The sequence below is a fragment of the Clostridium sp. genome, from assembly GCF_036642255.1.
GTDB lineage: Bacteria > Bacillota > Clostridia > Clostridiales > Clostridiaceae > Clostridium_J.
The window spans coordinates 26,802-52,018 of the sequence record NZ_JAVWDJ010000016.1 but is presented as its reverse complement, the minus strand read 5'-3'; the positions used below and the strand labels follow the sequence as shown (position 1 = coordinate 52,018).

The 25,217-nt window shown below is 31.8% G+C and carries 28 protein-coding genes and 1 pseudogene; 27 read left to right on the top strand and 2 right to left on the bottom strand.

Annotated elements, in window-relative coordinates; all coding sequences use genetic code 11:
- The first annotated feature begins 8 nt into the window (after positions 1-8).
- From RR409_RS10795 to RR409_RS10775, 5 genes are all read left to right on the top strand, one after another.
- Positions 9-1,025, top strand: a complete 1,017-nt coding sequence (locus RR409_RS10795; RefSeq protein WP_332557760.1) for a permease — start codon at positions 9-11, stop codon at positions 1,023-1,025.
- 244 nt (positions 1,026-1,269) lie between these two features.
- Positions 1,270-1,500: a thioredoxin family protein gene (locus RR409_RS10790; RefSeq protein ID WP_332557759.1), complete on the top strand. Its 231-nt coding sequence runs from the start codon at positions 1,270-1,272 to the stop codon at positions 1,498-1,500.
- A gap of 153 nt (positions 1,501-1,653) precedes the next feature.
- Positions 1,654-2,589: a CobW family GTP-binding protein gene (locus RR409_RS10785; RefSeq protein ID WP_332557758.1), complete on the top strand. Its 936-nt coding sequence runs from the start codon at positions 1,654-1,656 to the stop codon at positions 2,587-2,589.
- Between the two features lie 462 nt (positions 2,590-3,051).
- Positions 3,052-4,440: an MATE family efflux transporter gene (locus tag RR409_RS10780; protein WP_332557757.1), complete on the top strand. Its 1,389-nt coding sequence runs from the start codon at positions 3,052-3,054 to the stop codon at positions 4,438-4,440.
- Between the two features lie 56 nt (positions 4,441-4,496).
- Entirely contained in the window at positions 4,497-4,700 is a 204-nt protein-coding gene (locus tag RR409_RS10775; RefSeq protein ID WP_332557756.1) for a DUF1450 domain-containing protein, read from the top strand.
- 101 nt (positions 4,701-4,801) lie between these two features.
- Here RR409_RS10775 and RR409_RS10770 read toward each other — a convergent pair whose 3' ends face one another.
- A complete protein-coding gene (locus tag RR409_RS10770; RefSeq protein ID WP_332557755.1) occupies positions 4,802-5,374 on the bottom strand; it encodes a nitroreductase family protein in 573 nt (190 codons plus the stop codon).
- Between the two features lie 169 nt (positions 5,375-5,543).
- Between RR409_RS10770 and RR409_RS10765 the strand changes: the two genes are divergently transcribed.
- From RR409_RS10765 to RR409_RS10735, 7 genes are all read left to right on the top strand, one after another.
- Positions 5,544-5,933 carry a hypothetical protein gene (locus RR409_RS10765; protein WP_332557754.1) on the top strand — a complete coding sequence of 130 codons (390 nt, stop codon included), beginning with the start codon at positions 5,544-5,546 and terminating at the stop codon, positions 5,931-5,933.
- Positions 5,934-6,055: 122 nt separating this feature from the next.
- Positions 6,056-6,724 carry an NAD(P)/FAD-dependent oxidoreductase gene (locus RR409_RS10760; RefSeq protein WP_332557753.1) on the top strand — a complete coding sequence of 223 codons (669 nt, stop codon included), beginning with the start codon at positions 6,056-6,058 and terminating at the stop codon, positions 6,722-6,724.
- 11 nt (positions 6,725-6,735) lie between these two features.
- Positions 6,736-6,969, top strand: coding sequence for a DUF2164 domain-containing protein (locus RR409_RS10755; RefSeq protein ID WP_332557752.1), 234 nt, complete (start codon positions 6,736-6,738; stop codon positions 6,967-6,969).
- Positions 6,970-7,399: 430 nt separating this feature from the next.
- The gene (locus RR409_RS10750) at positions 7,400-8,350 is read left to right on the top strand and encodes a DUF6263 family protein (protein WP_332557751.1); all 951 of its coding nucleotides are present in this window, start codon (positions 7,400-7,402) and stop codon (positions 8,348-8,350) included.
- Positions 8,351-8,471: 121 nt separating this feature from the next.
- Positions 8,472-10,388 (top strand): anaerobic carbon-monoxide dehydrogenase catalytic subunit, encoded by a 1,917-nt coding sequence (gene cooS / locus RR409_RS10745; RefSeq protein WP_332557750.1) that lies wholly within the window; start codon positions 8,472-8,474, stop codon positions 10,386-10,388.
- 110 nt (positions 10,389-10,498) lie between these two features.
- Positions 10,499-10,759, top strand: a complete 261-nt coding sequence (locus RR409_RS10740) for a cupin domain-containing protein (RefSeq protein WP_332557749.1) — start codon at positions 10,499-10,501, stop codon at positions 10,757-10,759.
- A 451-nt stretch (positions 10,760-11,210) separates the two neighbouring features.
- Positions 11,211-11,708, top strand: coding sequence for a protease complex subunit PrcB family protein (locus RR409_RS10735; RefSeq protein WP_332557748.1), 498 nt, complete (start codon positions 11,211-11,213; stop codon positions 11,706-11,708).
- 206 nt (positions 11,709-11,914) lie between these two features.
- On the opposite strand, the pseudogene RR409_RS10730 reads toward RR409_RS10735, so the two are convergent.
- Positions 11,915-12,337, bottom strand: a pseudogene (locus RR409_RS10730) (MBL fold metallo-hydrolase); the annotation flags it as partial.
- 69 nt (positions 12,338-12,406) lie between these two features.
- Here RR409_RS10730 and RR409_RS10725 point away from each other — a divergent pair.
- From RR409_RS10725 to RR409_RS10655, 15 genes are all read left to right on the top strand, one after another.
- A complete protein-coding gene (locus RR409_RS10725; RefSeq protein WP_332557747.1) occupies positions 12,407-12,601 on the top strand; it encodes a hypothetical protein in 195 nt (64 codons plus the stop codon).
- Between the two features lie 92 nt (positions 12,602-12,693).
- The gene (locus RR409_RS10720; protein ID WP_332557746.1) at positions 12,694-13,692 is read left to right on the top strand and encodes an NADH:flavin oxidoreductase; all 999 of its coding nucleotides are present in this window, start codon (positions 12,694-12,696) and stop codon (positions 13,690-13,692) included.
- 602 nt (positions 13,693-14,294) lie between these two features.
- Positions 14,295-15,089 (top strand): lipid II flippase Amj family protein, encoded by a 795-nt coding sequence (locus RR409_RS10715; RefSeq protein WP_332557745.1) that lies wholly within the window; start codon positions 14,295-14,297, stop codon positions 15,087-15,089.
- Between the two features lie 385 nt (positions 15,090-15,474).
- A complete protein-coding gene (locus tag RR409_RS10710) occupies positions 15,475-15,942 on the top strand; it encodes a protease complex subunit PrcB family protein (protein WP_332557744.1) in 468 nt (155 codons plus the stop codon).
- Positions 15,943-16,521: 579 nt separating this feature from the next.
- Positions 16,522-17,364, top strand: coding sequence for a GNAT family N-acetyltransferase (locus tag RR409_RS10705; RefSeq protein WP_332557743.1), 843 nt, complete (start codon positions 16,522-16,524; stop codon positions 17,362-17,364).
- A gap of 122 nt (positions 17,365-17,486) precedes the next feature.
- Positions 17,487-18,839 (top strand): MATE family efflux transporter, encoded by a 1,353-nt coding sequence (locus RR409_RS10700; protein ID WP_332557742.1) that lies wholly within the window; start codon positions 17,487-17,489, stop codon positions 18,837-18,839.
- A 1-nt stretch (position 18,840) separates the two neighbouring features.
- The gene (locus tag RR409_RS10695; protein WP_332557741.1) at positions 18,841-20,145 is read left to right on the top strand and encodes a GNAT family N-acetyltransferase; all 1,305 of its coding nucleotides are present in this window, start codon (positions 18,841-18,843) and stop codon (positions 20,143-20,145) included.
- Between the two features lie 186 nt (positions 20,146-20,331).
- Positions 20,332-20,856 (top strand): GNAT family N-acetyltransferase, encoded by a 525-nt coding sequence (locus RR409_RS10690; protein WP_332557740.1) that lies wholly within the window; start codon positions 20,332-20,334, stop codon positions 20,854-20,856.
- Between the two features lie 184 nt (positions 20,857-21,040).
- Positions 21,041-21,670, top strand: a complete 630-nt coding sequence (locus tag RR409_RS10685) for an HD domain-containing protein (protein WP_332557739.1) — start codon at positions 21,041-21,043, stop codon at positions 21,668-21,670.
- 72 nt (positions 21,671-21,742) lie between these two features.
- Positions 21,743-22,258 carry an AAA family ATPase gene (locus tag RR409_RS10680; protein ID WP_332557738.1) on the top strand — a complete coding sequence of 172 codons (516 nt, stop codon included), beginning with the start codon at positions 21,743-21,745 and terminating at the stop codon, positions 22,256-22,258.
- Positions 22,259-22,394: 136 nt separating this feature from the next.
- Entirely contained in the window at positions 22,395-23,111 is a 717-nt protein-coding gene (locus RR409_RS10675) for a class I SAM-dependent methyltransferase (RefSeq protein ID WP_332557737.1), read from the top strand.
- A gap of 89 nt (positions 23,112-23,200) precedes the next feature.
- Positions 23,201-23,722 carry a nucleotidyltransferase domain-containing protein gene (locus RR409_RS10670; RefSeq protein ID WP_332557736.1) on the top strand — a complete coding sequence of 174 codons (522 nt, stop codon included), beginning with the start codon at positions 23,201-23,203 and terminating at the stop codon, positions 23,720-23,722.
- Between the two features lie 3 nt (positions 23,723-23,725).
- Positions 23,726-24,004, top strand: a complete 279-nt coding sequence (locus RR409_RS10665) for an aminoglycoside adenylyltransferase domain-containing protein (protein ID WP_332557783.1) — start codon at positions 23,726-23,728, stop codon at positions 24,002-24,004.
- 59 nt (positions 24,005-24,063) lie between these two features.
- Entirely contained in the window at positions 24,064-24,627 is a 564-nt protein-coding gene (locus RR409_RS10660) for a nitroreductase family protein (RefSeq protein WP_332557735.1), read from the top strand.
- Between the two features lie 22 nt (positions 24,628-24,649).
- Positions 24,650-25,129, top strand: a complete 480-nt coding sequence (locus tag RR409_RS10655) for an NUDIX hydrolase (RefSeq protein WP_332557734.1) — start codon at positions 24,650-24,652, stop codon at positions 25,127-25,129.
- Positions 25,130-25,217 lie beyond the last annotated feature (88 nt).

Sequence of the window (25,217 nt, the reverse complement as noted above, 5' to 3'; positions counted from 1 at the left end):
GTCCTTTAGTGAGTATTCTTGAAGGAATATTTAATGGGTTAAATGATGTATTACTAAAGATGACTTGGCTTTGGGAATTAGTCAGATTACTTGTAGAAAAAGTTTTTGGACTTTCCATAAATGACAGATTGGGTGGAAGCATTCATTTTTTTATTTATGATGCTATAAAGATATTCATATTATTATCTGTATTAATATTTATAATATCTTATATTCAAAGTTATTTTCCACCAGAGAGAACTAAAAAAATTCTGGGGAAATTTAAGGGGATTAAGGGAAATATCATCGGTGCATTACTTGGAACTGTAACTCCATTTTGCAGTTGTTCCAGTATTCCTATTTTTATCGGCTTTACTTCTGCAGGACTTCCTTTAGGAGTAACTTTTTCCTTTCTTATTTCTTCACCCTTAGTAGATTTAGCATCTCTTTTATTGTTAATGTCTTTCTTTGGAGCTAAAATTGCCATTGCCTATGTGGTAGTAGGATTAATTCTTGCTATAGTAGGAGGAACTATTATAGATAAGCTCAATATGAGGGAATATGTAGAAGACTATGTTTTTGGAATACCTAGTGTAGATGGTGAACTTTTAGAAATCACAAAGAAAGAGAGAATAGCATACTGCAAGAGTCAAGTCCTAGAAATAATTCACAGAGTGTGGATATATATCCTTGTGGGTGTGGGTATAGGAGCCGCTATTCATAACTGGATTCCACAAGAAGTTGTAGAAAATATAATAGGTGGAGATAATCCTTTTGCTGTGGTACTTGCCACTGTTGTAGGTATTCCTATGTATGGTGATATTTTTGGAACACTACCTATTGCAGAAGCCCTTTTTGCAAAAGGTGTTGGTGTGGGTACAGTAATGGCCTTCATGATGGCAGTTACAGCTCTTTCACTTCCATCTATGATTATGCTTAGTAAGGTGGTTAAACCAAAGCTTTTAGGCATATTCATTACTATAGTTACCATTGGAATTCTAATTATAGGATATTTGTTTAATGGGTTTTCATATCTGTTTATGTAAGGTATTTTTAATAAGTAAGTAAATAGGTATTAAGTATAGTATATATGGTAGAGTCTTTGACCTTATAATTATTTCAAATAGATAAAGTTTAGAGAATAAGATTTTCGCTTAAACTGTTTGTTAAAGCGAAAGTATTAGTCACTGAATAAGAGCGAAAAATGTGGTTTATGCTTCAATATTACATGGTAAAAAGTTAATAAACTTGATGTAACAAAATAATATTTTGAATCATGGAGGGGATAAAATGGAAATAAAGATTTTAGGTTATGGTTGTGATAAATGTGATAAGGTGGAAAAAAACACAAAAAAGGCTATTGAAGAATTAGGAATTGAAGCTAATATCGAAAAGGTGGAAGATCTTAAAACTATATTAGGTTATGGAGTAATGAGTACACCAGGCTTTATGGTAGATGGAAAAATAAAATCTGTTGGAAGAGTACTTTCTATAGAGGAAATTAAAAAACTGTTAAAATAAAGGATTAAAGTTATTTTGAAAGGTGGATGTTCCAGGATTTGTAGGTGAAAGTACTTTGAAATAAATAACCTTCACTATGCCATGAAATCACATTTCAAAACCTTTTAGGAAAATGAATTTGTTAATTATTTAAAAGTTTAGGGGGAATTTACAATGACTAAGGAAAAGATTAATCTTTATTTGCTTACAGGATTTTTAGGTTCAGGGAAAACTACAGTGCTTTTAAGAATCTTAGATAAGCTTCAACAAGAAAAGGTTGGGGTTATTCAAAATGAGTTTGGGAAAATTGGTGTAGATGGAACTATATTAAAAAGAGATAATCTTGAAATGGTAGAAATAAATAAGGGGTCTATTTTCTGTTCTTGTCTTCAACTATCCTTTGCTCAGGCCATGGCAGAAATGTCAAAGATGGACTTAAAATATTTATTTGTAGAGAGCTCAGGCCTTGCAGACCCATCTAATGTGGAAGAAATATTAGGTGGAGTGGAAGTTCTAGTTGGAGATGTTTATGATTTTAAAGGAGTAATTTGTCTTATAGATGGTGTAAATTTCTTAGAACAATTGGGGGATTTAGAAACGGTTAATCGTCAGCTTAAGCACTGTCACATGGCGGTGATAAATAAGGTGGATTTAATAGATGAAGTTCACCTTGAGAGTGTGATTCAGGATGTAAGAAGTATAAACCCTAAATGTGATATTCAAATTTGCTCTCATGGACAAGTAGAGTTTGACTTTCTAGATAAAAATCTTTTAGAAAATAAATGGGTAGAAGGAGAAGAAACTACAAATTCTCCAGAAACTAAACCTAAGAGCTTATTTATGAATTTCAATGGCTCTGTAGAAAAGGAAAAGCTAGCTGAATTTTTAGATGTAATTAAGAAGGATTGCTACAGAATAAAGGGCTTCTTTAAATTAACTGATGGATGGAATCAAGTAGATGTTGTAGGAAAAAATATTGACTACAAGCCTTGTGAGGAAAAAGAAGTTTCTCAGTTAGTATTCATATCAAAGATAGGTCCAAAGATTATTAAACCAATTTTTGATACTTGGGAAGAATTTGTAGGAGAGAAAATGGAACTCAAAAACTAATACTTCCTTATTACTCCGTAAAACTTAAAACAAGAATTAATGGATGCACAAGTTCATTTTGGTAAGCTACTTCTGGAAGGAGATTTCACTCCTTCCTAAAGAGGGTAGATTTAAAATAAAACTCATGGTATATTTTCAGTGAGTTTAAATATAAATGTAAAAGTAAAAAATCTCTATGAAATTTTATATATTTCATAGAGATTTTTCATATATATGAAATAGGTACTTCATTTTTATGTTTTCTTTAAATTTCATTTTGAAAAGTTTGGAATTACAACAAAATTAATTATAAATTATTAAGGAAGTCCTGGTTATAAGATGGTATAATTTACATTATAGGCTGATTCATTTTATGGTGTGTTAATTAATCCACACTCATTGAGGGTAAATTCTCAGGAACCCACTTAATTAGTGAATTAGTTTATGAAAACACATATTTAATAATGATTCATGGGGGAAAGAATGGATAACAGTAAAAAAAGAACCTTCATATTAAATGAGTCTTTGTATAAAGTTATTGTCACATTGTCTTTACCAATTATGGTTAACAACTTAATTCAAACACTTTATAGTGTAATAAATGGGGTGTGGGTAAGTAAGCTTGGATCAACAGAATTTGCAGCCACATCTTTTGTATGGCCAGTGAATTTCTTGTTTATTTCTATAGGTATGGGACTTTCTATAGCAGGAACTTCTATACTTTCTCAGCTTATAGGTGCAGGGAGATATAAGGAAGCTAATAAATATGCAAGCCAACTTATTGTGGCATCTTTTTTATGTTCTGTAGTTTTTGCTATTGTAGGAGTTTTGATAAGTCCTTTAGCAATTAAACTAATGGGAGCCACAGGAGATTTGGCGGCATACAGCAATACTTATCTCAAATTAACTTTTTTAGAAATTCCATTTATGTTTTTATATTTTAACTTTAACTCCATAATGAATTCTCAAGGGAATACATTAACTCCAACAATCCTTAGTGGAATCAGTGCAGTGCTTAATGCAATATTAGATCCAATATTTATATTTACCTTTAACATGGGGATTGCTGGAGCCGCTGTAGCTACTATAGTAGTTAAGGCACTACTGGCTTTTGCAGGAATATATATCTTAATGAAGAAATCTACTTTAGTTAAGCCTAGTTTTAAGAATTTCAGTTTTGATAAAGAGATTATAAAAAGGCTAGTTCAAATAGCACTACCCTCTTCTATAGGACAATCAGGCTCTGCATTAGGGTTTATAGTTTTAAACAGCTTTATAGCCTCCTATGGAACTGCAACTTTAGCGGCCTTTGGTATGGTAAATAGAATTACCTCTTTAATAATGCAACCGGCCATGGGAGTTGGCGCAGCCTTGACTTCCATTGTAGGACAAAATTTAGGTTCAGATCAGCCAGAAAGAGTAAAAGAAGCTTTTATTAAATCCTTAAAGCTTACCATTGGATTTTCAGTGATTGGATCTATAATATTTTTCATGTGGGATAATGAGGTAATTAATTTCTTTATCCAATCAAGAGATGATGAAGAGGTTATAACTCAAGGAATAGTATTTTTACGATATATTTTATTATCTATGCCACTTATGGGGATATTCAGTGTGCTACAAGGAATATTTCAAGGATCAGGACACACAAAATATTCCATGGCTATGGAAGTTGGTCGTTTGTGGTTTGTAAGATTACCAATGATATTATTATTTAAATATCTAACAACTATCGGCTCCACAGGAATATGGATTTCCATGAGTTCTAGTAATTTGATAATTTGTATTTATGGATACTTAATTTATAGAAAAGGTCAATGGCAGAAAAAGATTATTAAGGAAGAAAAAAAACTAATTGCTTCTACTGAATAGATTTAGTAGTTTTGAGGAAACTATTTCTATAATCAGATTTTTAGGAGGAATTTTAAATGATAAGAGTTTGCCCAACTTGTTCTAATATTAACTCAGATAATTTAAAAAATATAATAGCCCTAGATGAGATAGAAGAAGGTTGCATCGGTGAGTGCAGTAAGCATGAAGGGAAATATTTTGGATATATTGAAGATAAGCTAGTTATAAAAGATTCAGAAGAAGATTTTATTCAAGAAGTTAAATTAAGTAGCAGCAAATAATAATAAAAATTCTATTATTAAATATTTTAAAGACAATGTTTGGTAATATAATTCAAAATAATTAAGGACACAATGTAAATTCATTGTGTCCTTAATTATTATTATAAATCTAATATTACGTCCTCTAATTTTCTCTTAGGTACATGGTGAACTTTATCTTCATCACGATAATATTTAATATCTCCAGTTTCATTGAGTTCTTCAAGAACCACTTCTTCTTTTGGTTTGCCAAGAGCAATAACTAAAAGTAACTCATATCTTTCAGGAATATCTAAAGCTTTTACAAGTTTTTCTCTATCAATAGACCCAAACATACAACCGCCTAAGCCTTTTTCGGTAGCGCCAAGAAGTATGCTTTGACAAGCTATGCCATGATCCCAAAAATAGTTTTTACTTATTGCTTTATCTAAAACCATCACAATATAACCAGTTGGTCTTTCACCTATTTCAGGACCATTCCAATCCTTTAGGTATCCAGCCCATCTTAAGTGAGGGAATATAGCATTGTTTTTCTCCTCAGTATAAGAAATAATGTATTTTAAGGATTGTAAATTAGCTCCAGAAGAAGACAAACGAGCTAAATCTACTAATTCTTTTAAAGTACTTTCATCAATTTTCATATCTTCATGAAACCTTCTATAGGATCTGTTTTTAAGTATAAGATCTTTAACCATATTAAAAACTCCCTTCAACGCTTATAATTATATTTTAATAAAAGTGTTAGCCACAAGCAACGGGACCTTACCAATAAAAAGTGTTGCTAACAGAACACCACAAAATGTAATATAATTAATATATGGTATTATTGAGAAAGAATAGGAAAAATGGTAAGGGGGTTGGGATATGGATTTTAATGCTTTTTTAAACTTTCCAATTTATAGTGGTAAATACTACCTTATTATGGGTATAATTTTAATTATGCTAGCAGTATTTAAAAATAGTGAAGTTTACAACCTTCCAAAACACATAAAAAGCTATGAGAAAAATAGAACTTTAAAATTATTATTTTGTATCTTGGTGGGGATGGTTATTATGGGGCTTACAGCAGCCATATCCCTTGCTTTTATTCAATACAACGGTTTATTCATTCATGAGATGGGGTTTAAGATGCTAGACTTAGGTGTTGAAAATAAACTCTCAATAGCTAAAAGTATACTTTTGTTTATTTACTCAAATGTAGCACCTATATGGATATTTATGGTGTTCCAAAAGAAATATTATAATTTAAATTAAAGAGAAGCAAGAAAAGTTTAATATCCCTTTATAAATGGTGAACTTATGATAAAAATAATGATTTACAGAAATTAATGTTATAAATTTACGAAGTAAAGTGAGAAAAAGGAGATTTTAATAAAATGAGTAACTATGGAAACTTACAGAAAATAAGAAATGGGAAAAGAAAATTTGGAATAACTCCACATATTCCAGGAGGTTTTATTAGTGCTGATAATCTTGAGAAAATAGCTAGAGTAGCTAAAAAATATGATGGAGTGTTAAAGCTAACCTCAGGTCAAAGAATACTTATAACTAATTTAGAAGAAAGTGATTTACCTGCTGTTTGGGAAGAACTAGGGATGTTACCAGCAGTAAAAACACAGAATTCTGTGAAAAATGTAGAGATGTGTCCAGCAGGTTTTTGCAAAAGAGCTAAGTACAATACTATTGGTATAGGAATGAAGCTTTCAAGAAAATATCAGTGGGAGATAATGCCTTGCAGAACAAAGATAGGGGTTGCTGGTTGCAGAAATGCTTGTGGAAGTGTTTATAGTAAGGATTTAGGAATTATAGCTGACAAAACAGGAATTATGGTAACAGTAGGTGGTTCTGCAGGATATAATCCAAGACTTGCAGATATTATAGCTGTGGACTTAGATGAAAAAGACACAGAAAAACTAGTGGATACAATATTTGATTATTATAAAGAAATTGCTGAAGATGGGGAAAAGTTAGGATTTTTATTGGATAGAGTAGGAGTAGAAAATTTTAAAAAGGTTGTGCTTGAGAGAGCTGGTTTAGAAGGTTAAGGGTGATAAACATGAAGAAAAATAATAAGATTAAATTAAGTAAAGAGAAAAAAGCCGAAATGGTAGATGAATTGAAAGAATACTTTTATAAAGAAAGAGAAGAGGAACTAGGAGATTTAGCTGCAAGTCTAATGGTAGATTTTATTGCAGAAAAATTTGGGCCAGAGTTCTATAATCAAGGTGTTTTTGATTCCTACGGATATATGATGGATAGAGTTGAGGACTTGTTAGGTATCCAAAAGTAAAACATAGATTATTTCAATAAAAATTGGAGAAATTCCTTAAATTTGAATATTAATTGATGCTTTGAGAGATTCTTTCTATATAAGGCATCCTAAAAATAGTTAGTAGAGATGCTAACTATTTTTTTCTTTGAAGTTTTGAGTATTGCTTTTAAGTTCACTTGTATCTTTGCAAGTTATCTTAGATTAAATCCTAGCAAGTTGCTTAAGGCTAACAACCCAGGATGCAGATTTGCACAAAATGAAGTACCTTTGTGAGTAAAAAGATTTTGTTTTAGCAATGGAATTTTCCTAGGCTTAAGATCTTCCACTTATAGAATTTGGGAGACTTGAAGCTTCTCAAATGTTTTTAAAGCACCATGAAAGTCAAAAACACTATAGTTTCTTTAATGAGTCATATATTTTTAAATCAAATTTAAGGAGGAGTTTTTTTATGAAATTAAAAAAAAGTACAATAACTTGCTTTCTTTTGGTATTATCAGTTTTAATTTTTACTTCTTGTACTACTAAGGAAACCAACTTAGGTTTTAATGTTAAAAAGGGAGAAAAGTATAAGATTGAGCAAAGTATTGAGCAGAAGATAGTTCAAACCTTAGAGGGTCAAAGCAGTGAGTCTAATCAAGTTATGAATATGGAATATACTTATGATGTAACTGAGGTTGACCAAGAAGGAGTAGCATCTATAACCACAACCTTTGATAAAGTAGTGGTTGACATTAAAGCTGACGGAGAAAGTCTTCAATATGATTCAAGTAAGGAAGGGGCTAGCAATGATCCATTAGGCAGTGTATACAAAGGTATCATAGGAAAATCCATTACTATGAGAATTGATAAACAAGGTAATGTTTTGGATATACAAGGTGTAGATGCCTTAATGTCAGATTTAGTTAATAGTTTAAATATACAAGACTCACAAACAAAGCAAAGTATAGAGCAGGCTTTTGAGCAAAACTTTGGAGATGAAGCACTAAAAGATTCTTTCTCAAAGGTTACAAAGGTGTACCCTCCTGAGAACACAAAAGTTGGGGATACTTGGGAAGACACTCAAACTATAAATATGGGTTATCCAATAACAGTTAATAATAAATATACATTGAAAGAAGACCAAAAGGAATTCTTAACTATTGATATGAATTCAGAGATTAAAACTAATGGTGATGCGGAGCCAATGGATATGATGGGAATAAAAGCAAGATATGATTTAAATGGTACTCAAACTGGAAGCTTTAAACTTAATAAGAATTCTGGGATGGCTGAGAGTGGAAATTCCACTCAAAAAATTGTGGGAAGTATAGTTTTTGAACCTAGTGATATTGCACCTCAGGGAATAACTATGCCTTTAACCATTGATGCAAAAACTTCTTTTCAGATGACAAAACAATAGGGAGGGGGATGTGCTTCTTCATCCCTGTTTTCTATTAATATAAACTTTCAATTAATCCTATACATAATTTAAACCCCAAAGGGAAAACTTATTATCAAAAGACTAAAGGAGTGAAATTTTAATGGGTGATTTAATATTAGAAAAAGCAGAAGGTCGTGGAAGTTATCATGACTCTGTTGAGGAAATGCTAGTAAGAATTAGAGAAGACGGTATGTCTAACGCCTTCGATAGATATCCACTTCAAGAGAAAATTCGTTGTAAATTCTGTCTTGAAGGATTAAGCTGTCAATTATGTTCTAACGGACCATGTAGAATAAGTGAAAAAGGCGGTCAAACTAAAGGCGTATGTGGTATTGGCCCTGATGCTATGGCAATGAGAAACTTATTACTTCAAAACATCATGGGAGCTGGTACATATAGCCATCATGCTTATGAAGCCTTCCGTACTTTAAAAGCAACTGCAGAAGGAAAAACACCTTTTAAAATAAAAGAAGTAGAAAAACTTAAATGGATGTGCGAAAAAGTAGGGATAGATACTAATCAAGATGTAAATGATATGGCAATTGAACTTGCGGTGTTATTAGAAGACCAACAAAGCATTGGGGTAGAAGAAGAAAACATAATGGTTAAAGCTTTTGCACCAAAGAAAAGACAGGAAAAGTGGAAAGAAATCGGAATTTACCCTGCTGGAACTGTTCATGAAGAACAAAACTGCGTAGCAAGTTGTCTTACAAACGTAGACGGAAACTATGCATCTTTAGCTATGAAAGCACTTAGACTTGGTATAGCTACTATATACAACACTCAAATAGGTCTTGAGATGGTTCAAGATATACTATTTGGAACACCAAAACCTCATGAAGTAACTGTAGATTTAGGAATAATGGACCCAGAATATATAAACATAGTGTTTAATGGACACCAACCTTGGGCTGGAGTTGCAACTATGGAAAAAGCACGAAGAATGGATGTTCAAGACAGAGCAAGAGCTGCTGGAGCAAAAGGTCTTAGAATAGTAGGTTCCATAGAAACAGGTCAAGAATTACTACAACGATTTGATGTTGATGATATATTTGTAGGACTTATGGGAAACTGGTTAGCAATAGAGCCTCTTCTTGCAACTGGTACAGTAGACGTATTTGCTATGGAAGAAAACTGTTCTCCACCAGACTTAGATATGTATGCTGAAAAATACCAAGCTACTTTAGTTGCTGTAAGCACACTTATAGATTTACCAGGATTAAAACATAAGATTCCTTATAACCCAGATGAAGTTGATGCTATGGCAGATAAGTTAATTGAGCTTGCTATAGAAAACTTTAAAAAGAGAAAAGATACAGTAAAACCAATGGTTCCAAAGATGACTACAAAAGCTATAGCTGGTTTCTCAACAGAAGCAGTTTTAGAAGCTCTTGGAAATAAATTAGAACCACTTGTAGATGTAATTGTTGCTGGAAAAATTAAAGGTGTTGTAGCTCTTGCAAACTGCTCAACTTTAAGAAATGGTCCACAAGACTGGAACACAGTAAATCTTACAAAAGAGCTTATTAAGAAAGATATATTAGTTGTTGCAGGAGGATGTGGAAACCATGCTCTTGAAGTAGCAGGACTTTGTTCTCTAGAAGCAGCTAATAATATGGCAGGAGAAGGTTTAAAAGAAATATGTAACGCATTAAATATGCCTCCAGTATTAAGCTTTGGAACTTGTACAGATACTGGAAGAATATCAATGCTCGTTACTGCACTAGCAGATCATTTAAATGTAGATGTACCAGACCTACCAATAGCTGTAACTGCACCAGAATGGATGGAGCAAAAGGCAACAATTGATGGTATATTTGCAGTAGCTTATGGGGCATATACACACTTATCACCAACCCCATTCTTAACAGGTGCTCCACAATTAGTGGACTTATTAACAGATAAGGTTGAAGGAGTAACTGGCGGTAAAGTTGCTCTTGGAGATGACCCTGTTCAAGTTGCAAATGATATAGAAGCTCATATAAATAGAAAGAGAAAAGGTTTAGGATTAAGCTAGTTATAAAGTTAGTAATAGAAAAACAAAGTAAAAGAAGCCTTAATATTTATCTTAAGGCTTCTTTTTTGCACCTAATGAGGTAAAATATACACTAGAGAGGAGTGAAGTTAATGGATTTAGAAAATATTAAAGCAGGTGTGATTACAAATGTTTATCATATTCATGCAGAAAAAAATGTGACACTTCACAAACATCCAAAGAATGATGAAATTTTCTATTGTATTAAAGGAGAAGGCTTTGGAGTTCTTGAAGATGGAGAGGTTGAATTAACTGTAGGTAAAGCATTTATAGTGCCAGCAGGAGTAATGCATTCCCTAAGAAGTGATAGTAATCTTTATGTAACATCTTTTTTAATCCCTTTAGTTGAATAATAAAAAGAGGTATAACACATTGGAAATGTTTTATACCTCTTTTCTATGTATAGGATGTATCTTTCACTTTAGGTTCTCTCATAAATTATGCATAAACAAAGATAAAGTATTAAAAACTAAAATGAACAAAATAATATAAACATTATATTTAACGACATTTTGTAAGGATAATTCACCCAGCATCTTTTGTGATAAAAATCAACCTTTGGTGGGAGTGGAATTTCATTCCAGAAGTGGTTTAACAAAATGAACTTGCTCATCATTTAAAAGCAATAAAATAAGCCTAGAGAGCTGAAATACGAGACTAATTTGTAATTTATAACGTATATATTTTAAAGAATAAAAATATATGGCAAAATAAATCACAAATATAAAAGATACATATTAAAAGTAAAAATAGATAAAAATGAAGATAAAGCACAATATAATATTTAAAGGGGAGTAGAGAAAAATGAAGAAGAAAATGTTGATTGTATTAGCAGCTGCATTAGTTATATCAATCCCTACCTATGTGGGAGCTATGGATAGAAAAATGCCTAAAACACAAGAACCGACTAAGGTTGAACGAAATCAAGGAATTACTGTGAATCAATTAGAAATAAACTATATAGATGAAAGTAAGGCTGAAGAAATTCTAGGAGAAAGATACACAAGTATAAGTCAAACCAAGGGATACAAAGTGATAAATATAAACAATGAAACCTATCTTTATATAGGTTTAGGTGAAAAACCAACAGGTGGGTATGGCATTGAGGTAACTAGATTAGAAGACAATGAAGGTATTTTAAATGTAGAATTGAATGTTATATCTCCAAAAGAAGGAGATATGGTAACACAAGTTATAACTTACCCACACAGGATTTTAAAGCTTAGTTTTAATCCAAGACAGGTTAATATTAAATCAAATAATACAAAGGATACCTTTTGTGAAATAAACCTTAAACCTTAAGTGATAAATAAGTTGATTTTTAAAGAGTTTGAAGTTGATTTGTGTATTAATCAAAGCCTACTTCAGAAAACAAAGATGAAAGTAAGAAATTAAAATTTACTTTAGTTATAAATTTTATCCTCCTAAAATGTATCTAAATAAAATAAGAAGTCTTCTTAGTTTAGAAGGCTTCTTATTCTGTTTCTAATATAAAGCTAATAGATAGGTTAGTCTACAAATTTACCTTGTTCTGGAACTGCAATTTCTTCAAAATGTTTTGCAAGCATATCTAGGTGTTCTGTGAGTTCTGTGCCTCTCATAGGCTTACCATGGCTTGGGATAACTAAGGATGGCTTTAAATCTCTAAGAAGTCTTACAGAGGTTTCTGCTGACTCCCAATCTGTAGTTAAATATGCTGGAGGGCCATTTATTTTTTCGTTTTGAGTAATAACAGAAAGCAAAGATTCTTGCTTTACAGTGGTGAAGGCATCTCCAGGAATAAGAATTCCATCTCTTTCACGGAATAGTGCAATATGACCTTCTGTATCACCAGGAGTATGCACCCATTTCCAACCAGGCATGCCTGGAACAGTACCATTAGAAGGAAGTTCTTTAGCATATTCACCTAAATCAATGCTTGTGTGTGGGAAAGGTTAATACATAAATTCTAGTTCAAAAATAGATAATAATATGTAACTAGAACTTTGGAGGTGTATTAAATGGAAAGAGATATTATGAGCAATAGAAAAAAAAGTTATACCATAAGAAAAGTCGAAGCTGGTTTGAATGGAGCACCAAATAACATTACTGAAGGTTCTGATGTAGGCAGTGAACCTTTTCCATTTACAGAGGAACAGCATATATCAAGAGAACAATTCCACTACGGAGCTATTCAAGATAATAGCGCATTATAGAAAAATTTAACATGTAATTGCCATGAATCTTGGTAAAATTGAGTTATAATATATTTATAGTTCAATAAAGTTAAAAAGCATGGAGGTTTCGAATGAGCAATTTACTTAAACCAATAGAAGTAGGAAAATTACAGTTAAATAACCGTTTAGTTATGCCACCAATGGCTACAGCTAAATCCCAAGGCGATGGCAAGGTAAGTGAAGAAATTTTAAATTATTATAAAGAAAAATCTGAGGGTGGGTATATATCATTAATCATCATCGAGCATAGCTTTATAAATCAACAAGGAAAAGCTAGTAATGGACAACTTTCAATATCACAAGATAGCGATATTGAAGGATTAAAAAAATTAGCAAAGGTTATTCAAGCTAATGGTTCAAAGGCTGTTATGCAAATTAACCATGCAGGTGGAGCGGCATCTAGAGAAGTTACAGGCACTAATCCTGTGGGACCATCAGAAGTGGAGAATCCTCGCTTCAAGGAAAGGGAAGTACCTCAAGAGCTTTCTAAGGATGAAATAAAAAAAATAATAAGAGATTTTGCTGAAGCTGCCCGTCGTGTTAAGGAAGCAGGCTTTGATGCAGTAGAAATACATTCAGCCCATGGATATTTACTTAATCAATTTTTCTCACCACTTTCAAATAAAAGAACTGATGAATATGGTGGAGATGTGAATAAACGTATTCGTATTCACCTTGAAGTAATTAAAGCTGTAAAGGAAGCTGTAGGAAATGACTTCCCAGTTCTTTTAAGATTAGGTGCAGCAGATTATATTGAAGGTGGAACAGTTGTCGAGGACAGTGTAATTGCAGCTATGGAATTTGAAAAAGCAGGAGTTTGCATTCTCGATATTTCTGGTGGGTTCCTTGGATATGTGATGCCAAACGCAGCAGAGCAGGGATATTTCTGGCCATTAACAGATGCTATTAAAAAAGTTGTATCTATTCCAGTAATTCTAACTGGTGGAATCACTGATGTTGAAGCTGCTGAGAGATTATTAGAAGAAGAAAAAACAAATTTAATTGGAGTTGGAAGAGCAATATTTAAGGATTCTAAATGGGCACAAAGAGCTATTGAAAGTCTTAAATAATTACTTGAAAAGATCCTAAGTTTAGATAAATAAAATTAATAATTTGTTTTATAACAGGATAAAAAATTACAGATAGTTTTATACAGAAGGGTGTGCTAATTAAATTGGCATACCTTTTTTTATCAAATTGAAAGCTTATTGGAATTGGACATAGGTGAATAATACTAGAATATAAAAAGTAATATTTATATATTTTTATAAATATAACAATATAAGAATATAAGAATATATAGCATTTAAGCCGTTTTGGGGGATTTACTTAAAGTAAGCTTATAAAAGTGGGGCAAAAATATTTGTTATTATAATCATAAAAAGATAAAAGAACCTTAGGCACAAAAATGGATTTAAATCATATTAAGATGGGATAATTATAATATTGTTGAATTGATAATATTTTTTAGTTAGATAATTTTATAAAAATAAAGTCATTGTTGAATTTGGTAATCTATACGCAAATTAAATAAATTAATCTTAATAGACAATTGTAAAGATGTAACTTATTGTTCACAGTAGTACATAAATAGGATAGAATACTTTTACAGTATTGTATGGTAAAATTTTATTAGCTTAATGAATTCATACATTATTTAAAGGAGAGTAAAATGATTTTAGGTTTTGATTTATTTATAAAATTAATGATTTTTACAGTTATCATCCATGTGGTTGATACTTTAGCTTATGCAGTTAGATTAAATTCAGTAAAAAGTGGGAACTTTGCATTATCCATGTCTCTATTTAACCTGATAGTGTTAGTTGCAAGAACTGCCAATATGTTTCAGGCACCTTTAATTGGACTTATGATTGATAAGAGCATCAAGCTTGCCTATGATCCTATTGTGGAAATTAGGTACATAATTTTTGCCACAACCATAGGTACAGTATTAGGAATTGTACTAATACCTACATTTTTAACCATATTTTCTAAGGCAGTTACAAAACTTGAGGAAACTGGTTCCGTTCCAAGTTTAGTAGTGCAATCCTTGAGTTTAGCAAATATAAAACGAGTGGCAAAAAGCACAGTGTCACCATCAAGAAGTATGATTAGGAATTTAAGATACAAAAATATCCCTAAAAGGTTACTTGTATTAAATATTTTAATAACAGGGATATATGCCATTGGGGTACTGGCAGCTTATTATGGATCAACCTTTAATCCTGACAATAGAGTAGCAATTTCCTCATCTTCGGGAATGATTAATGGAATTGCAAGTATACTTCTTACTATGTTTATTGACCCAAAGGCAGCGTTAATTACAGATGAAGCCACTAGGGGGAAAAGGGAATATGAAGATGTAAAAACTTTAGTAATTATGCTCATAGGAACAAAACTAGTGGGAACATTACTTGGGCAATTATTATTAATTCCAGCAGCTAAAGTAATAACCTATTTCTTCTAGATATTTACAATAAAAGAAACAGGTAAAGATGCAGCAACATTAGTGGTAATAGTAATATCAGTATAAGAAATAGTAGTAATGAATGAGTATATTTTAAGTAAAGAGAAATATTTAACGACATTTTGGAAGGATAAGTCTTCCAACCTCTTTAGTGGTTAAATAAGTTTAAATTGGGAGTCAAATCTCCTTCCAAAGTCGCTTAACAAAATGAACTTGTTCATTATTTAATAGTGTGAGAATTGGGATTTCACATTGTTTAAATAAATTGTATGTATTTGTAATGAGGGGATAAACTATTATCTTTGTATAAATTTTACCAATTAGTATAACTTTCAATTATTAGATTCGTATAGTAGATATAATCATTGAATAGGAGTGATAATTCATGAAGAATATTATGATTCTTTTATTGATAGCTGTAGGTGTGGGTGTTGGCGTACAACAACCAATAGTTAAGGAAACACCAAGAGCTGAGCAAAATCAAGGAATAACTGTTAATAAGCTTAAGGTAGAATACGTTGATACTGATAAGGCAAAGGAAATTATAGGAGATCAGTACTCAAATTTAATAGCTACAGAAGGATACAAACTCATAACAGTAGGGAACGAAAACTATCTTTATATCGGGTTAGGGGAAAAACCTAATGGAGGATATGATTTACAAGTTTCCTATATGGAAGATAATGAGGGAATTTTAAATGTAGAAACAAAGGTAACTCAGCCTAAAGCTGATGACATGGTGAGTCAAGTTATAAGCTATCCTCATAAGGTTGTTAAAGTTAGCTTTGGACCTAGAAAGATAAATGTTAATTCAGATATTAAAGAAATAAAATTTAAAGAAATAAAAAAATAGAATGAAATACAGAGAATGCAGTGAAGAAAATAGATTATTCTAGAGTCTTTACTGCATTCTTTTTAAAATAAGTTACTTTTGTTAATGTATTATTTCTTATTGTTCATTTCTGTGAAAGAAAATTTAGAAAATGCAGAAAATACATATTGATATAATTTCTAACATTGTATATAATTGTAATATAAGTAATAAGGAGGTTTTGTAAGATGATGAATACCGCTTACTAATAATTTTCATTGTTGAAAATTTAAAAGAAGTTTTTCATGCCTAGGTTGTTAGGTTTTTTGTGATGCTTCTTTGTGTAGTAAGTAGAAAGAGTCATTTTATAGAACCAAGATATTATATTGTTTTTCAACTGAGTAAATAAACTTAGCCAAGCTATGCTTATTTACGTATAATTAGTTTGCAAAAATAAGAAAGATATTTATGACTATAGGAAGGCGGTGCTTTCCTGTAGTCTTTTGTTTTATAGAGATATTGTAATAAACGCACAATGATTTTTAAGAGTTTCAAAGAAGCAGTGCAAAGATAAAGTGTCTAATAGAAAATATTTTTAAAAGGGTTTGGGGGAATTTTATTATGATAAAAAGAATGTCCAGGGAATATGAAGAGCAGTTAGTGGAGTTTTTATATAAGTATAATAATCTAAAGGAATATTCTGTGGCTTGGATTCCAGAAAACTATGGTGATATTTCTTCCTATGATAAAAGTAATTTCTTTCTATGCATAGAGAATGAGAAGGTTGTAGGGGCCCTTGGGACTTATATATCAAAGGAGCAAAACACAGTAAGACTTTTAGGTCCTATTATCGAGAAACAGTATTTTAATCAATATGCAAAGTCACTATATGAATTGTGTATGGAGGAATTGCCACAGGGCATGGAGGAGCTTAGAATAGCTTTCTTTCTAGATAATGAAGCCTGCACCAAGTGGTGTGAAGGTAATAACTTTGAACTATACAATGCAGAGAAAACAATGGTATATGATAGTGAAGGATTTTATGAGGCTAAGGTAAACAAGGAATGTAAGCTAGTGCAGTACAATCCAACCTATAAGGAAGGCCTGTCTCAAGTTCATCCTAAAGGAGTATTTTTTACTTTGGATGAACTAATTAATGAAATAAGTGATAATCATAAATTAGTTCTAGCAATAGATGATGAAGAAGTTGTAGGGTACATTTACTATGAGATATCTGAAGATAGAAAAAATGGTGATGTTGTATTACTACATGTAAAAGAAAACAGTCGTGGGAAAGGTTATGGCACTACACTTCTTATGGATACTATTAAAAAGCTGCTTAGCTTTGAGGTTGAACAAATTGAACTAAATGTTAGAGTAACGAATTATGAGGCTCAAAAGCTTTATGAAAGAGTTGGCTTTAAGGAGTATAGGACCATATATGCTTATAAAAAGAAAATATAATATAAGGAAAAATAGTAATTAGGATGTAGGAGCTAGATTGTATAAGCTTAGTAGGATAATAAGGATTTAATTTAATTATTAAGGAAAAAATCTAGTTTTCTATAGCAGAAGCGGGGGAGAAAATGATTCATAAAATAACAAATTTTAAAGTTACATCAGATTTAAAGAAAATATTTCAATTATCTTGGCCAGTAATGATAGGAATGATATTGCAAAGCCTACTTGGAACCGTGGACATGATGTTCATATCTATGCTAGGAACGGAGCCATTGGCATCGGCATCCATAGCAAATTCGGTGACCTCAGTAGTATTTGTGTTCTCAACTTTAGTTTCCGCAGGGATCATAGCACTGGTTTCAAGGAGCTATGGGGAAGAAGATATGGATTCTGTTAGAAAGTTTAGCGGAGAAGCCTTTCTAATTTCCATGATTATTGGAGGAATTCTCAGCGTAGTTTGTTTTGTTTATACAGTTCCTATAATAAAAGTAATGTTCAATCCAGAAGTCACAATAACTAATTATGCTAAAGAATATCTGTCTGTAATGTTTCTTGGAACTGTATTTGTATTTTTAAATTCCGCAGCAAGAACAATTATGCAAGCTCTGGGTGATACGAGAACGCCATTATATATTTTTGGGGCATCAAATATAATAAATGCAGTTTTTACACCTTTATTTATGTTTCCATTTAACATGGGCATAGCTGGAGCAGCTTTAGCTACTGTATTGTCTATGGTATTTTCATTGGTATTCATAGTTGCCATATTAATTAAAAGAATTTATGGTAATAGTTTTATAAGTTTTATCAAGTCTATGAAGCTTGAGATTGATAACAGTATAAGAATTTTAAAAATTGGAAGTTGGGCATGTATACAACAAATTGCAAGACCAATAACAGGAATGCTTATGGTGAGACTAGTTTATGAAGTTGGAGGAAACCCAGGTTCTGCAGCCTTTGGGGCAGGAGGTCAGCTCATAAATTACACCTTTATATTCTTAGTTGGATTATCTACAGCAATAGCAATTATGGTGGGTCAAAGTCTTGGAAGAAAAGATATTCATGGCTGTGATAGCATCATAAAAGAAGGAATAAAGCTGGCAGTGTTTAATATGGTTTTATTTGCAATACCGTATTTTATTTTTCCTGAGGCAATCATGAAAATTTTCTCTAGAGAATATGAAGTTATAAAAGTTGGAGCTGAGTATTTAAGGATAGTATATCTAGGATTAATATTTGTAATTTTTCCAATTATTTATGGTGGAGTTTTTCAAGGGGCAGGGGATACCTTCCCTCCAATGATTTCATCTCTAGTTGCTAATGTAGTGCTAAAATTACCAATTGCCTATGTATTAGCCAAGACTTTTAATATGGGAACAAACGGTGTATGGATAGCTGTTGCACTGTCGGTGGTTATAGAAGCTGCAATAATAATTATTTATTTTAAAAGAAACAAGTGGAAAGAGAAGGTAATATAAAATGTTAGCAAAAGTAGAAATGAATAAAGCTATAAGAGATTTCCTAGAAAGTGATCTTATTTATAATTTAAATATATTAGGAGTAATAGATAACGTACCAGATGCAGAGATATATGTAGATGATGAAAATTATCCAAAGGGAGTAATGGTTAGAAAGGATTATTTTAACTATATATATTCAGAAGATGATAATTTCATAGACGAAATGTTAGCCAGTTATTTTATGGAAGGATTCTTTGGGTTTTCGGGACTTAAAAAATCTGTAGCAGAAAAAATTAGAAAAAGATTTATGAATTCTTGGGAAAGTAAATGTACTCTTTATTATTTACCTGAAGAGAAGTTGGATCTAAGTCTAATAAAAAATCCTGTTAGTGATATAGATATAAAAGATGCTGAGATAGTAGACCAGTATTACACCTATAGATCACCATGGAGTCTTGAGGATATTAAGCTTGATATAAATAACAGACCATCCTCAGCAGTATATGTAGATGGAGATATTGCTTGTTGGGTATTAATCCATAAGGATGATTCCATGGGAATTATGTATACCAAAGAAGAATATAGGAAAAGGGGTTATGCAGTAGATGTAACCATTGATCTTGCAGAAAAAATTATTAAAAAAGGAAAGGTTCCCTTCCTTCAAATAGTACAAGGAAATAATATGTCCCCAGGACTTGCCCACAAGTGTGGATTCATTGAGCATGGAAAATGTGAATGGTTTGGAATAAATGCTGGGATCCCTAAGGAAACTGTAGAGGCAAGTTATAAGGGAAAAGAAATATTCTTAGAAAACCTTTTAGAATCTTTTAAAAACAGGTTAAGTTTAGATAGAATTACTGAGAAGCATATGTTTAACACTATGTTCGAATTAAACAAAATTTCTTGTAAGTTGGAAGATTTTAAGGTTGAGGAAGTCAAAGATAAAGAGGATATGGAGGTTTGGTGTGAAGTAGTTGCTTTAGCTTATTGCAACAATAAAGAAGAATTTAACGTATTCAAGGAGGAACTATTTGACACTGTGACTAAGGAAGAATCACCGTTTACTCTATATCTAGGGTACTTAAATAGAAGAGTAATTTCTGCAACTTGCACTATTAGGTTTGAGGAAGTGAGCTACTTCTACTTTACTACTGTGTTAGAAGAGGATAAAAATGAGGAAATGCAAAGGGCAACTGTAACTGAAGCTTCAAGATTAGAGATGGAAAACAATATGGAGTTAGTTGTACTTCAAACTTCAAAAGAAAGAGTGGAACTCTACAAAGAACTAGGCTTTGTTTTAATACCTGAGGAAAAGTTAATATAGATATTTAAATGAGGAATTAGATTACAAGAGTTTATTTAAAAGTTATTGAAGATGTTTGGGCACCTTTCTTTAAAGAAAGATGCTCAGAGTGTCGCCGTTCTACCTTTCGTCACTCTTTTTATGGGGGTTTCTTATTGAAGCTATAATGTGAGAATGAAGAAAATCTATATTTGAAGAGGTGAGATAGTGACAAATGAATTAATTATCATAAGGCCTTCTTTTGAATTAAAAGAAGCCATTTGGGAGTATAGACAGGAATATTTTGATTTTGGGGAAACTCATATTAATGGAAGTTGTGGCATAGCCCACGCTAATAATTTTGATGAATGGCTCGAACTTGTTCTTTCGATTGAAAAAGATAAGCTGAGAAATAATGTCCATGCAAGTACATTTTTTTCAGTGAGAAAAACTGATAATAAAATCATTGGAAGTATACAGCTACGCCATTTTTTAACTCCTGAATTAGAAGAGCATGGTGGGCATATAGGTTATGGAGTTCGTCCATCGGAACGAAGAAAAGGTTATGGGAAACAGCAACTTTTGCTTGCTTTAGACGAAGCATATAATTTGAAAATCCCAAAAGTTATGATTACATGTGATAAAGATAATATTCCTTCAATGAAAACTGCAATTAGTTGTGGTGGTATATTAACTTGTGAAAATATTTATGAAGGTAAGGCGCAGCAAATCTATTGGATTGACCTCTGTTAATAACCATTTTACGAATCTTAAATGAATGATATACAGTAAGAAAATTATCAAGGCAAAATATAAAACTAAGTTTAGAACCTTTAGTTTTTATATGAAGTACTAATATTGATGGAGGGTTATAATGGTTAAATTATTGAAATTGGGTAAAGAGGATTTTGAACATTATATATATTAGGAGGATAACATGTTTCCAAATAGAGAAATGGCTGAAAAGGAATTAGAAATAGCAGCACAATTAAACCATGGACCGTGGACAGAGCATTCTATCAATGTAGGATTAGCAGCTCAAATGATTGCTGAAAAATGTAGTAATCTTAACCCAGACAAGGCATATGTGCTAGGGCTTCTTCATGATATAGGTAGAAGATATGGTATAAATGCAAGAAGACATGGTATTGACGGATATAAATTCATGATGGAAAAGGGTTGGGATGAAGTGGGTAGAATTTGTTTGACACATTCATTCCCAGTTCCTGATTTTGATAAAGAAATAGGAAAGAACGATATGAGTGACGAAGAAAGCGAATTTGTTAGGAAGTATCTTAATGAAATAACTTATGATGACTACGATAAACTGTTGATTGTTTGTGATTCACTTGCAGATGATCAAGGCTTTTGTATGTTAGAAAAGCGCTTTGTTAATACAACAAGACGCTATGGAACATTTCCATTTACTGTGGAACGTTGGAATGAAACATTTGAAATAAAAGAGTATTTTGAACAACAAATGAATTGTTCCATATATGATATTCTTCCAAATGTAAAAGACACTACATTTATAGATGCACCATTATGGAAACCACCAGTAAGATAGAAATTCCAATTTTTAAAAGTTAAATTATAAGACTAAATTAATATTTAAAGGATAATCATAGGGGATAAGATTATGAAGAAATTAATTTTTATTAATGGACCAAATGGTGTAGGTAAATCTACATTATGCAAAACCTTAAATATGAAAATTGAAAATTCGGCTTGGCTAGAGAGTGAATGGTGCAGGATGACAAATCCATTTGCTTTTAATGATGAAATTATAAAAATGGTTGAAAAGAACATTTCATTTATGTTAAGGAGTTATTTAGAAAGCAGTACATTAGAATATGTTATATTCAATCATGGATTTCATGGTCCAAGGAAACAGATTTTTGAAAATGTAATAAAGAATATTAGGGATATAGACTATCAACTAATTCCAATATCAATAACTTGTAGTTATGATGAAAATAAATTTCGAATGCTCAAGGATGGTAGAGATGAGGAGCGTATCGGTAGAGCTTTAGCTGTAAGAAATATATATGAGGGTTTAGGCAATCCTAAAATTGATACCACAGACATGAGCGTTGAAGAAACGGCCTGTAAAGTATTAGAAATATTAAAAAGATATCAAATTACAACTGAATAATAGGAAAGTTTATAAGGGTAATTTCTAGTAAAAAGCTGGCTTAGACAGGAACAGAAATGTTGGCAGCACGAGACGTCTTGCGCTATCTGCATGTATATCTATTTAACAAGTAATTGAGGTTGGGGGATTGAGAAAAGTGATAAATAAAATTAATAATGAGATTATCAGAAGTGACGAAGATATATTTTTGATGTTGGACGATTTACTAGAGAAAAGAGATGCAGAGTGGTGGGGAAAATTCTACTCAAACAAGGATAAACCTATACCATTTTTTACGAATGATTCTGATGAAAATCTCGTTTCATATATAGATAGCAATATATTTAAGCCAGGTAAGGTTTTAGATATTGGGTGTGGAAATGGGCGAAATTCGCTTTACCTTGCAAAAAAACAATATGAAGTTCATGGAATTGATTTCTCACAAACCTCTATTGAATGGGCTCGTGAAAAGGCCTTAGAGAGTTCTTTGAATGTGAACTTTATTAATATGTCAATATTTGATTTTGAGACTCCAGATAATAATTATGACTACATATATGATGCCGGATGTCTGCATCATATAAAGCCACATAGGAGGAATAAATATCTTAGTAAAATATCTAAGATGTTAAAAGATGATGGCTATTATGCTCTTACTTGTTTTAATTTAAAAGGTGGGGCCAATATATCGGATTATGATGTATACCGTGAATATTCAATGCAAGGTGGGTTAGGCTTTTCAGAATTTAAACTAAAGACAATCTTAGAACAATATTTTTGTATACTTGAATTTAGAGAAATGAAAGAATGTAAAGACAACTCTTTATTTGGAAAAGATTTTTGTTGGGCAGTTTTAATGAGAAAGAAAAGGTGATTTACTAGCATTGCAAAGCACAGTTCTTAACCAAGTCAATTCTGGCTATTTTAACAAATACCTATTGATTATTTTGGGGAGTTTGATAAATGAAGCAATCAATTGAAATAATGAAAAATCATATAGTAGATATATTGTCTTTCAACAAACCTTCTATTTATATTATGGGTTCCATTGTACTGGAAGATTTTAAACTCGGATGGAGTGATATAGATATTCTTTGTGTAACTGAAAAAGCAATTACAGATAAACAAGCAGTAAAACTTGTTAATTTGAGACAGGAGCTTTTAAGTGAGTATAAAGATAATTTGTATTTTCGCTCATTTGAAGGTGGATTTATTAAATTAGATTCCTTTTTAAATGGAATTCCAGCTAAAGTGGTTTATTGGGGGACAAGTGGTGAAAGAGTAACATCACAATATAGTCTTGATCCTTTTTCAATGATGGAACTTATAGAAAATGGGCAGTTGCTCTTTGGTGAGGATGTAAGAAGTAAATTTAGTTATCCTACAGATAATGATATTAAAAAAGCAATTATTAGCCATTTTGATACAATAAGGAAGTATGCGGTTACAACAAATAGAAGTTTGTATTCAGCAGGTTGGCTTTGAGATATTTCAAGATGCATTTATACACTTAGAACAGGCAAAGTTATTTCAAAGACTAAAGCAGGTGAATGGGCTTTGGAAAATAACTTAGTACCAGATATTGAGATTATGAAAAAGGTCATTGAAATTAGGAAAGAACCAAATAAATATAAAGATAATGATGAAGTAATGAAGTGGACAGAAACACTGGGAGAATATATACAGAGGTTTGCTGATGTTTTAGAAAAAGAAATAGAAAATAAAAATTTGGAATCTAATGACAAAAAATACAACCTTATTTTGTGAAAGACTTTTTAGAAAAGTAAATTCTATTGAGAAAAAGAAAAGGGGAATGGGGAGTTAGCATGGACGCAATAGAAGCGATTTATAAAAGAAGAAGCATAAGAAATTTTTTGGATAAGCGTGTTGAAAAAGATATAATTATAACTTTATTGAAGGCTGCTACAGCTGCACCCACAGCGGCAAATTGCCAACCATGGGAGTTTATAGTTATTGATGAGGTTGAAAAACTTTCGAAGCTGAAAGATAAATTAGTTTTCGCAAGATACAATGCACCTGTTGCTATTGTTGTGTGCGGAAATATGAAATTATCTTTTAAGGGTCCTTCTCAAGAGATGTGGGTTCAAGATTGCAGTGCAGCCATAGAAAATATTTTGATTGCGGCAACGAGTATTGGTCTTGGTTCAGTTTGGATAGGCATATACCCTCTTGAAAACAATATAACGCCATTAAAAAAAATACTTAATATACCTGAATATGTTATTCCACTTGGTATTGTGTATGTTGGATATCCAGAAGAGGAGAAAGAAGCGAGAACACGGTTTAATGAGAAAAGAATATATTGGCAGGAGTATGAAACTAGTCGTAAACACAAGACTAAGGACAAGCCTGTTATAGGACATTATTAGAGGTTTTAGGGGGAGTGGTATTATGAATTATCCAGTACATATTGTGTCTGTTGGTGGGTTGATAGAAAATCATGAGGGGAAAATATTAATGATAAGAACTCCAGATAGAGGATGGGAAATTCCAGGTGGACAAGTTGAATCAGGAGAAACTCTTACAGATGCACTAAAAAGAGAGATAAAAGAGGAGACTGGAATAGATGTAGAGGTTGGAAGTTTGAGGGCAGTTCATTCTAATATTGGAAGGAGAGTTCAACCAGACGGGGTTAGTCCTATTGGGAGTATTGTAAGCATGATATTTACTGGCAAAGCAATATCTGGGGAATTGACCACCAGTGAAGAAAGTCTTGAAGTAAAGTGGTTTGATAGAGACCAAATACTAGATATAATTGATGAGGAATTCACTAGAGATAAGGTGAAACTAGTGCTGAATTATGATGGAAGAGTTGCATATGGCTCATTTTCGCGTAATCCATATATTCTTCATGGAGTGGAATATGTTTAATAATTAGATTGAAAGCTTCTTATATTATTAACTAAAAATTATTAATACTAAATATAATAAAGGCTATGTAAAAATTAAGTTACTAAAG

What these genes read in the sequence shown, in the direction of transcription:
- RR409_RS10790 (WP_332557759.1), top strand. Translation starts at nt 1,270, where the DNA reads ATGGAAATAAAGATTTTAGGTTATGGTTGTGATAAATGTGATAAGGTG.
- RR409_RS10785 (WP_332557758.1), top strand. Translation starts at nt 1,654, where the DNA reads ATGACTAAGGAAAAGATTAATCTTTATTTGCTTACAGGATTTTTAGGT.
- RR409_RS10670 (WP_332557736.1), top strand. Translation starts at nt 23,201, where the DNA reads ATGAAGCAATCAATTGAAATAATGAAAAATCATATAGTAGATATATTG.
- RR409_RS10770 (WP_332557755.1), bottom strand. Translation starts at nt 5,374, where the DNA reads ATGGTTAAAGATCTTATACTTAAAAACAGATCCTATAGAAGGTTTCAT.
- RR409_RS10720 (WP_332557746.1), top strand. Translation starts at nt 12,694, where the DNA reads ATGAGCAATTTACTTAAACCAATAGAAGTAGGAAAATTACAGTTAAAT.
- RR409_RS10755 (WP_332557752.1), top strand. Translation starts at nt 6,736, where the DNA reads ATGAAGAAAAATAATAAGATTAAATTAAGTAAAGAGAAAAAAGCCGAA.
- RR409_RS10680 (WP_332557738.1), top strand. Translation starts at nt 21,743, where the DNA reads ATGAAGAAATTAATTTTTATTAATGGACCAAATGGTGTAGGTAAATCT.
- RR409_RS10695 (WP_332557741.1), top strand. Translation starts at nt 18,841, where the DNA reads ATGTTAGCAAAAGTAGAAATGAATAAAGCTATAAGAGATTTCCTAGAA.
- RR409_RS10765 (WP_332557754.1), top strand. Translation starts at nt 5,544, where the DNA reads ATGGATTTTAATGCTTTTTTAAACTTTCCAATTTATAGTGGTAAATAC.
- RR409_RS10740 (WP_332557749.1), top strand. Translation starts at nt 10,499, where the DNA reads ATGGATTTAGAAAATATTAAAGCAGGTGTGATTACAAATGTTTATCAT.
- RR409_RS10775 (WP_332557756.1), top strand. Translation starts at nt 4,497, where the DNA reads ATGATAAGAGTTTGCCCAACTTGTTCTAATATTAACTCAGATAATTTA.
- RR409_RS10655 (WP_332557734.1), top strand. Translation starts at nt 24,650, where the DNA reads ATGAATTATCCAGTACATATTGTGTCTGTTGGTGGGTTGATAGAAAAT.
- RR409_RS10710 (WP_332557744.1), top strand. Translation starts at nt 15,475, where the DNA reads ATGAAGAATATTATGATTCTTTTATTGATAGCTGTAGGTGTGGGTGTT.
- RR409_RS10660 (WP_332557735.1), top strand. Translation starts at nt 24,064, where the DNA reads ATGGACGCAATAGAAGCGATTTATAAAAGAAGAAGCATAAGAAATTTT.
- RR409_RS10700 (WP_332557742.1), top strand. Translation starts at nt 17,487, where the DNA reads ATGATTCATAAAATAACAAATTTTAAAGTTACATCAGATTTAAAGAAA.
- RR409_RS10780 (WP_332557757.1), top strand. Translation starts at nt 3,052, where the DNA reads ATGGATAACAGTAAAAAAAGAACCTTCATATTAAATGAGTCTTTGTAT.
- RR409_RS10705 (WP_332557743.1), top strand. Translation starts at nt 16,522, where the DNA reads ATGATAAAAAGAATGTCCAGGGAATATGAAGAGCAGTTAGTGGAGTTT.
- RR409_RS10715 (WP_332557745.1), top strand. Translation starts at nt 14,295, where the DNA reads ATGATTTTAGGTTTTGATTTATTTATAAAATTAATGATTTTTACAGTT.
- RR409_RS10735 (WP_332557748.1), top strand. Translation starts at nt 11,211, where the DNA reads ATGAAGAAGAAAATGTTGATTGTATTAGCAGCTGCATTAGTTATATCA.
- RR409_RS10725 (WP_332557747.1), top strand. Translation starts at nt 12,407, where the DNA reads ATGGAAAGAGATATTATGAGCAATAGAAAAAAAAGTTATACCATAAGA.
- RR409_RS10760 (WP_332557753.1), top strand. Translation starts at nt 6,056, where the DNA reads ATGAGTAACTATGGAAACTTACAGAAAATAAGAAATGGGAAAAGAAAA.
- cooS (WP_332557750.1), top strand. Translation starts at nt 8,472, where the DNA reads ATGGGTGATTTAATATTAGAAAAAGCAGAAGGTCGTGGAAGTTATCAT.
- RR409_RS10750 (WP_332557751.1), top strand. Translation starts at nt 7,400, where the DNA reads ATGAAATTAAAAAAAAGTACAATAACTTGCTTTCTTTTGGTATTATCA.
- RR409_RS10685 (WP_332557739.1), top strand. Translation starts at nt 21,041, where the DNA reads ATGTTTCCAAATAGAGAAATGGCTGAAAAGGAATTAGAAATAGCAGCA.